The 8651-nt window shown below is 52.8% G+C and carries 8 protein-coding genes; 2 read left to right on the forward strand and 6 right to left on the reverse strand.

Features of this window, described 5'->3' with window-relative positions; genetic code table 11:
• Positions 1-74 precede the first annotated feature (74 nt).
• The 6 genes from rodA to ACQY8X_RS09365 form a co-directional block, all read right to left on the reverse strand.
• Complete coding sequence (gene rodA, locus ACQY8X_RS09340; RefSeq protein WP_428034884.1) at positions 75-1211, reverse strand: rod shape-determining protein RodA; 1137 nt, start codon at positions 1209-1211, stop codon at positions 75-77.
• Positions 1204-3138 (reverse strand): penicillin-binding protein 2, encoded by a 1935-nt coding sequence (gene mrdA, locus ACQY8X_RS09345; protein ID WP_428034878.1) that lies wholly within the window; start codon positions 3136-3138, stop codon positions 1204-1206. The genes rodA and mrdA overlap by 8 nt, the downstream gene beginning before the upstream one ends.
• Positions 3139-3170: 32 nt before the next feature.
• The gene (rlmH, locus tag ACQY8X_RS09350; protein WP_428034879.1) at positions 3171-3638 is read right to left on the reverse strand and encodes a 23S rRNA (pseudouridine(1915)-N(3))-methyltransferase RlmH; all 468 of its coding nucleotides are present in this window, start codon (positions 3636-3638) and stop codon (positions 3171-3173) included.
• Between the two features lie 80 nt (positions 3639-3718).
• Complete coding sequence (gene rsfS / locus ACQY8X_RS09355; protein ID WP_299195107.1) at positions 3719-4069, reverse strand: ribosome silencing factor; 351 nt, start codon at positions 4067-4069, stop codon at positions 3719-3721.
• A 6-nt stretch (positions 4070-4075) separates the two neighbouring features.
• Positions 4076-4741, reverse strand: a complete 666-nt coding sequence (gene nadD / locus ACQY8X_RS09360) for a nicotinate-nucleotide adenylyltransferase (RefSeq protein WP_428034880.1) — start codon at positions 4739-4741, stop codon at positions 4076-4078.
• A 6-nt stretch (positions 4742-4747) separates the two neighbouring features.
• The gene (locus ACQY8X_RS09365; protein WP_428034881.1) at positions 4748-6004 is read right to left on the reverse strand and encodes a glutamate-5-semialdehyde dehydrogenase; all 1257 of its coding nucleotides are present in this window, start codon (positions 6002-6004) and stop codon (positions 4748-4750) included.
• Positions 6005-6159: 155 nt separating this feature from the next.
• On the opposite strand from ACQY8X_RS09365, the gene ACQY8X_RS09370 reads away from it, so the two are divergent.
• Positions 6160-7617 (forward strand): hypothetical protein, encoded by a 1458-nt coding sequence (locus ACQY8X_RS09370; protein ID WP_428034882.1) that lies wholly within the window; start codon positions 6160-6162, stop codon positions 7615-7617.
• Between the two features lie 118 nt (positions 7618-7735).
• The gene (locus ACQY8X_RS09375) at positions 7736-8506 is read left to right on the forward strand and encodes a sulfite exporter TauE/SafE family protein (RefSeq protein WP_428034883.1); all 771 of its coding nucleotides are present in this window, start codon (positions 7736-7738) and stop codon (positions 8504-8506) included.
• Positions 8507-8651: the final 145 nt, after the last annotated feature.

Consider the following 8651-nt stretch of genomic DNA (forward strand, 5'->3'; position numbering starts at 1 on the left):
AGCTGAATCATGACTTTATCACAGTGGCACCAGAACAAAACCGCTGAGTTATTATGTTTATCTGACCTTAACCCTTAATGACTGATCATCTGCCGGTGTGCCTGCACCGACATCAGCAAACCAAAGCCAGCCATCAGCGTTACAATCGAGGTGCCACCATAGCTGACCAGCGGCAGCGGCACCCCCACCACTGGCAGGATGCCACTGACCATACCGATATTGACAAATACATAGACGAAAAAGGTCAGCGTTACACTACCCGCTACCAGACGCCCGAAACTATCCTGTGCTTTGGTTGCAATCACCAGCCCCCGGGCGATAATCAGCAGGTAGATAACCAGCAACACCAATATCCCGATCATCCCCAACTCTTCGCCCATCACCGCGATAATGAAATCGGTATGACTTTCTGGCAGAAAATCCAGTTGCGACTGAGTCCCCAGCATCCAGCCTTTGCCCTCAATGCCACCGGAGCCGATGGCGGCCTTTGACTGGATAATATTCCAGCCAGCCCCCAGAGGGTCACTCTCAGGATCAAGAAAGGTCAGCACCCGTTGTTTCTGATAATCCTTCATCACCATCCACAAGCCTGGCAAACCTGCCGCTGCGACCGCCAGGGCACCAAATATATAGCGCCAGTATATGCCGGACAGCAGCAATACAAACACCCCCGAAGCGGCAATCAATAAGGATGTTCCAAGGTCGGGCTGCTTCATAATCAACACCACCGGCACAAAAATCAGCACCAGGGAGATCACGATATGCCGAAAACTGGGGGGCAACGGCCGGTTAGCCAGATAACAGGCAACCATCAGCGGTAACACCAGCTTAACGATCTCGGCGGGCTGGAAACGAAATCCGGGCAGGGCGATCCACCGCTGCGCCCCTTTGGCTCCCACTCCCACCAGCAACACCGCCAGCAATAAACCTAAGGAGATGACATACATCGCCGGTGCCCAGCGGGCAAACAACTGCGGGCGCAGCTGGGCAAAGACGGTCATCACAACCAGCCCCGCGCCCATCCTTATTGCTTGCCTAACCACATACCCCATATCGCCACCGGAAGCACTGTACAGTACCAGTAAGCCGTAACCACAGAGCACCAGAATAAACAGCAGCAGCCAGGCGTCCAGCCGGGTATAGGACCACAACCCCCGGCGTCGTGCCAGGTGAGGCTGGGCATCAGGCATAGTGCGCTGGAAATCAGCCATCAGTTGCGACTCCAGCCAGTTCGTCGATTTCAGCATCCTGTTTTTTCAGCGCCATAAATGCGTCAATCACATCCCGCGCGATCGGCGCGGCAGTACTCGAACCACCGCCGCCATTTTCGACAATCACCGATACCGCAATCTCTGGATTATCTGCGGGTGCAAAGGCAATAAACAGCGCATGATCGCGATGGCGCTCTGCCATGCTCTCGGCGTCATAAACCTCATCTTGCTTGATCCCCACCACCTGCGCAGTACCGGTTTTACCGGCAATCTGGAAGTCCAGCCCATAACCAATTTTACGGGCAGTCCCTCGTGGACCATGCACCACTTCAACCATCGCGTCGATAATCCGCTTCCAGTACTGATTACTTTTCAGTTTAATATCCGGGAGTACCGCTCTGGTTCCTTCCATACCAGTGATTTCAACAACACTGCCTTCAACAATTTTGTCGGCTTTATGTTTGTTGTGCTTCATCACCCCTTTGAGCATACGCGGTTGTTTCCACTCGCCACGATTAGCCATCACTGCTGACGCCGTTGCCAGCTGCAGCGGCGTTGCCAGCATCCAGCCCTGACCGATACTCAGGTTAAGGGTATCCCCGGCAAACCACGATCCCCTGCCGGTTTTTTTCTTCCAGGCTTTAGAGGGCAGAATACCCGGCAGAGCTTCCGGCAGATCAAGGCTGGTGACCTGACCAAAACCAAATCGTCCCAGATAGTCAGAGATAATATCCACACCGGCCCGGTTGGCGACATCGTAAAACCAGACATCGCAGGATTGATAGATCGCCATATCCAGTCCAACTGTTCCATGACCGCCATGTTTCCAGTCGCGATACCGGCGTCCACCGCTGGTCAGAGTATAAAAACCAGGGTCAAATACTGTATGAGTGGGGCTCACAACACCACTGTCGATAACCCCCATCGCCACCATCGGTTTGATTGTTGATCCCGGCGGATACTGCCCCCGTAACGCCCGGTTAAAAAGTGGCAGATCAGGGGATTCCCGCAGGTCTTTATAGTCCTGGGTACTGATTCCGGTGACAAACAGGTTGGGGTCATAACCGGGGTTACTCACCAGCGCCAGAATTCCGCCAGTTTTCGGATCGATAGCCACAATCGCAGCGCGGCGTCCCTCCACCAGTTTTTCTGCTGCTTGCTGTAAACGAATATCCAGATAAAGAACTATATCTCTGCCGGGCACCGGATCAGTTTGCTCCAGCACCCGCATGACCCGCCCACGGGCGTTGGTTTCAACCTTCTGATAGCCAACTTCGCCATGCAGCAAGGGTTCATAAAACCGCTCAATTCCCAGCTTGCCGATATAGTGTGTCGCGCTGTAATTTTTTGGATCGACCCGCTTCAGCTCTTTTTCGTTGATCCGCCCAACATAACCCAGGGCATGCACCAGACTCGCACCGAAGGGGTAGTAGCGAATCAGATCGGCTTCAACCTGAACCCCTGGCAAACGTTGATAGTTCACGGCAATGCGGGCAATCTCATCATCGGTCAGACGAAATCTCAACGGTACCGTTTCATAAGGCCGGCGACGCTGTTGCAGACGTTTACGGAACGACTCAACCTCCCGCTCAGTGATCGGTATCAGTTTTTGCAGCTCTGCCAGCGTATGTTCCAGGTCGCCCACCTTCTCTTTCAACAGCGTCACGCTGTAACTGGGGCGGTTATCGGCCAGCAGAATGCCGTTGCGGTCATAGATAAGCCCGCGGGTCGGTGCCACCGGCTGCAGCTGAATCCGGTTATCATCGGACACCGCCGCCAACTGGTCGTGCTGAACGACCTGCAGGTAGTAAAGTCGGCCGATCAGCACCCCGATCAGCAACAGGACGATGACAAAAGCGATCAGCGCGCGCGAGAGGAACACCCGTCCCTCTTTTGTATGGTCTTTCAGACTATCAAACGCTGACATCTACACAATTCTTCACTGGTCTGTATAACAGGTTATTTATGATAGGGGTGGCCCTGCAGAATGCTCCAGGCCCGGTATAATTGCTCCGCCAGCAGGATACGCACCAGCGGATGGGGAAGAGTCAGCCCCGACAGCGACCACTTCTGATCGGCGATAGCAACACATTCCGGTGCCAGTCCATCAGGGCCGCCGACCAGCAAACAGACATTCTGTCCGGACATCTGCCACTGCTCAGCCTGCCCGGCCAACTGTTCGGTACTCCAGTTGCGGCCGCCCACTTCCAGCGCAATCACCCGGTCACCTTTGGGAATCGCCGCCAGCATCAGCTCGCCTTCCTGACGCTTTGCCCGGGCCAGATCCGCACCTTTGCCACGATGCCCAAGAGGGATCTCCACCAGTTCCAGTGAAAACTCGTTTGGCAGTCGTTTCAGATACTCATTAAACCCTTCGGTAACCCAGCCAGGCATTTTGGTACCTACGGCGATAAGGCGTATTTTCATACTAAAAACCAGTTTCCTTTAAATCTATCTGGCAGAGGGATATCCGCTCAACCGTCAGTACAACTTATCTATTGCACTGTTTAATGCGCAGTATCCTGCTCAACTTCCTCATCGTAGCCCCAGAGTTTTTCCAGATCGTAGAAACTACGGGCATCGGGCATCATCACGTGTACCACCAGGTCGCCAAGGTCTACCAGCACCCAGTCACCGGTATCCAGTCCTTCAATCCCCAGCGGCATTAACCCCTGATGTTTCATCTCTTCCTGAACATGCTGTCCTATTGACATCACATGACGCTTAGAGGTTCCACTGGCTATCACCATCCGGTCTGTCACGGTTGATTTATTGGTTACATCAATCTCGACAATATCCCGTGCTTTCATATCATCAAGGGCTTCACGTACAGCGATGATCATCTGATCCATTTCCATTAGTAATTATTTACCTTCGTTATGTTGCTCAAAATTATAGAGCCTGTGTTGTTTTATATAACCCCAGACCGCATCCGGTATCAGATAACGGGGGGAGCGCCCTACCCTGATCAGTTCTCTGATCTGGGTGGCAGAAATACCCAGCGGGGTCAGTTCACGAAAAATCACATGACCCGCAGGGTGTTGCAGCATGGCGTCAATATCGTCAAGTTCATGAGTCCTGCTGACCTGTTGCATCTGCTCGCAAGGCTCATAGATCCATCCTGGCCGCTTCACCACCACGATATGACAGAGTTTCAGAAGTTCCTGCCAGCGATCCCACTTAGGCAGCGACAGATAGGCATCCATACCCAGTATCATACAGATCGGTTCAGCCGTACCGAGTTCCCGACGAAACGATTCCAGAGTCAGAACAGTATAGGAAGCATCTGCCGAAATAACCTCCCGGTCATCCGCGACCAGAGCCGGTTCATCCGCCACCGCCAGACGCACCATATCCAGACGCTGCTGACCGGTCCGCTCAGGTTGTTTACGATGCACCGGAGCCTTGGAGGGCATAAGAGTGACCTGCTTCACCCCCAGCCATTGTTGAATTTCAAGCGCTGTGCGCAGATGTCCATTATGGATGGGATCGAAAGTTCCACCCATGAAGACTTTAACGGATACGCTCATGCCGCGTTACTGACGAATATGACCGTCACCCAGCACCACATACTTTTGCGAGGTCAGGCCATCGAGGCCCACCGGGCCGCGTGCATGGATCTTATCTGTAGAGATACCGATCTCAGCACCCAGGCCATATTCAAAACCATCGGCAAAACGGGTTGAAGCGTTCACCATCACCGAACTGGAATCCACTTCGCGCAAAAAACTGCGCGCTTTGGTGTAGTTTTCAGTAATAATCGAGTCCGTATGATGTGAACCATAAAGGTTAATATGTTCAATCGCCTCAGCCATATTACCGACCAGCTTAATCGACAGAATCGGGGCCAGGTACTCGGTTTGCCAGTCCTGCTCGGTTGCGGCGTTAATGTTTGGTAGCAGCTGACGGGTTTTGTCACAACCACGCAGCTCAACCCCAATCTCCTGATAACGTTCGGCTAACTCAGGCAGAATATCCGCCGCACGGGCCTCATGCACCAGCAGGGTTTCCATTGTATTACAGGTACCATAGCGGTGAGTTTTCGCATTAATGGCAACGTTAATCGCTTTGGTTTTATCCGCATCGTCATCGATATAAACATGGCAGATGCCATCCAGGTGTTTGATCACCATCACCTTAGCGTCACGACTGACCCGCTCAATCAGGCTTTTTCCACCCCGGGGGACAATAACATCGACATATTGCGGCATGGTGATCAGTTCACCGACCGCGTCGCGGTCGGTGGTTTTAACAACCTGAACAATATTCTCAGGCAGCCCGGCGGCTTTAAGACCGGCCTGAATACACTCAGCCACCGCCGCATTACTGTGAATCGCTTCAGAGCCACCCCGCAGAATGGTAGCATTACCGGATTTCAGGCACAGGCTGGCTGCTTCCACGGTCACATTCGGACGGGATTCATAGATGATACCGATCACCCCCAGCGGCACACGCATTTTACCCACCTGAATACCACTGGGCAGATAGTTCATATCGGTAATCGCGCCGATCGGATCGGGCAGAGCAGCCACCTGACGTAAACCTTCGATCATGGTATCGATCTGCGACTGTTTCAGCTCCAGGCGATCCAGCATCGCATCATCCAGGCCCTTGGCCCTGCCCTGTTCCAGGTCTTCAGCATTCGCCGCCACCAGCGCTGCACGGGATGCATCAATAGCGTCCGCCATCGCCAGCAACGCGCGGTTCTTGGTGTTGGTATCTGCTTTAGCAATTTCGCGGGACGCGAGGCGTGCCTGCTGACCCAGTTCTGCCATGTATTGTTTAACGTTCATAACCATCCTGCTCCGTCGAGACCGGGCATTATAACCCGCCCGGCAGCGGGGGTCATCGACAGAGAAAGCAAAACAGCAAAAAAGCCGTTTTTGCCGCGTAACTAAGCTGTTATTATCTGCAGGCTCTACAGCCCGGGATTATTAACCGTCGGAATATGGATAAACCGCCACGTTTCACAGCCACTATCAATCAGCGCACCCGGCTGATGATGACACTTGCCTGTATTTTACTCGCAGGCATTCTGCTATCAGGTATCTACCTGAGTATTGTGGCGGGGAAAATAGCCCAGTCAGAGACCCGTCAACAGGGTGAACTGCTGGGCCAGCAAACCGTTACCATGATTAAACCTGCACTCATGGCCGGAGACTCCGTCAGCCTCAACTTTGTTCTCAGTCAACTGGTAAAACAGCCCCATGTCGCTGCAATTGTTCTCACAGACCCCAAAGAGCGTCTGCTGGGCCGGGCGGGTGATATAAAGCAGGATAATCTGATTCAGCAGGATGTACTGATCCGACAGCAGGATGAAACCCTGGCAATTCTCGAACTTTACCTCAATCCACAAGCCAGCAAGACCGCCCTTAACTCGTTGTTGATACAGGCAGTAATTCTGGCACTGATTACCGCCATTATCACCCTGACAGGCTGCTGGTTTAGCCTCGACAGCCGTACCCAGAAGGCCGCGGAAAATACCCCCGCACAGGATCCGTCACAACCTACCTGGCAACAGTCAAAATCAGCCGCAGATACTGATGATATCGACACAACAGCAGAACAGTTCCACGACACCCACCCGGAACAGCTGGTTGATCTGCTGCGGCCCGACAACGATGCACCACACATGCCCGGCTTTGCTCCCTTTTCTGATCATAAAGTCAGGGATGAGAGTGCGCTGTTACTCACTGAGGCAAATGAAGACACCGTTGTCGAAGAGACCGATCTGGCGTTACAGCCTCGCAAAAAAACACCCAATCCACTGTTTGAAAACAGTCAGCATGAGATTCAGCTTGACCTGTATGCCTTTGAACAGGAGCTTGAACTAATCGTTGCCGCAGAAGAAGCGGGCTATCTGCTTTATCTCGACCTGGCATCAGGCCACTCCGACAACCTTCACCGCGAAGAGCTGCAGGAGCTACAGACATACTACTACCGCATGCTCGATATGGTGATCGCCATCTATCAGGGTGAGTCAACCCGAGCCGACAACGGTGACCTGCAACTGGCATTCCTCAAGCCTCACAAAGATGATTCCCACGGCATCAATGCGATCTGCGCCAGCCAGCTCTTTAACCGCTTATATAAACTCTTCAACCAACAGCGTATCCGCAGTTTTAAACCGGTACTTAATCTGCATATGGCGCTGGTTCGCGGCCACTATAAGAAGCTCCCCCGAATGCAGGAAGAGGCCCGTTATCTGACCCACAGTACAGACAGCAATGAATTAATTACCCACACGGCGCTCAGCGAAGCACCCGATCTGAAAGTCAGCCTGCTGGCCGGGGCCGATATTATCCGGGCAGAAGAGGACAAAGTACTGGTCAGATCAGTCAACGATAACTACCAGAAGCTATTAGATAAACAGGCCCGTCATCTGCTGAGCAAGCTCTTCCCCTGAGTCCACTGACGCACCAACCATACAGATCAGTGATAAATAGCAGCAAACCTGTATCTGTCATGCACTTGTCTGATGGCCTATGCTCAGCTGACTGATCTGGCTAAAAGGACAGACACCCATGTTCACCGACCTGCTAATACTGTTCATTGCCGGATTTCTCGGCGGAGTGCTTAACTCCATTGCTGGCGGGGGTAGTTTCATCACCTTCCCGGCACTGCTGTTAGCAGGCGTCCCTCCCATTAGCGCCAACGCTACCAACACATTTGCATCCTGCTCAGGTTATATGAGTGGCACCTGGGCTTTCAGAAAAGACCTTCTGGCGATTAAAGATCAGCTACCGCGCTTTATTCTGATCAGCCTGTCAGGCGGTATCTGCGGCGCATGGCTGTTGCTACAGACTCCAGAGGCCTCTTTTGCAGCAGCGGTTCCCTGGCTACTACTATTTGCCACTCTGCTGTTTATCTTCGGCCGACAGCTAAACCGGACTCTCAGGCAGCTGGGAAGCCGGCATCGCCACGCCTCAGCTGCGGCGGCAATACTACTCACCGCTCTGCTATTTGGTGTGTGTCTCTATGGCGGATTCTTTAACGCTGGATTAGGCATCATCGCGCTCAGCTATCTGGCACTTGCCGGGCATACCGATATCAACCGGATGAACGGTCTGAAACTACTGATATCAACCTTTGTCTCGCTGATTGCGATCGTGCTGTTTATCTATGATGGTGTTATCGCCTGGTATGAAGGCTCTATAGTTCTGGTGGGGACAGTCCTGGGTGGCTATTTTGCAGCCCACCTATCGCGAAAATTGCCGCAACAACAGGTGCGCTACTTCGTTATGATTGCCAGCACCAGTATTACCTTGTATTTTTTCTATGATGTATATCGATAATCAACTGGTCGGATAAACGCAACCCGGCAACCATCACCCCACTGAGGCAGATCAGAATAATGGATATCGTGACCCTTCTGCTGTTTATTCCCACATGCTTCGCCCTGAACATGTCTCCCGGACCGAACAACCTGATGGCGATGAA

This window comes from Amphritea sp. (genome assembly GCF_050300915.1).
GTDB lineage: Bacteria > Pseudomonadota > Gammaproteobacteria > Pseudomonadales > Balneatricaceae > Amphritea.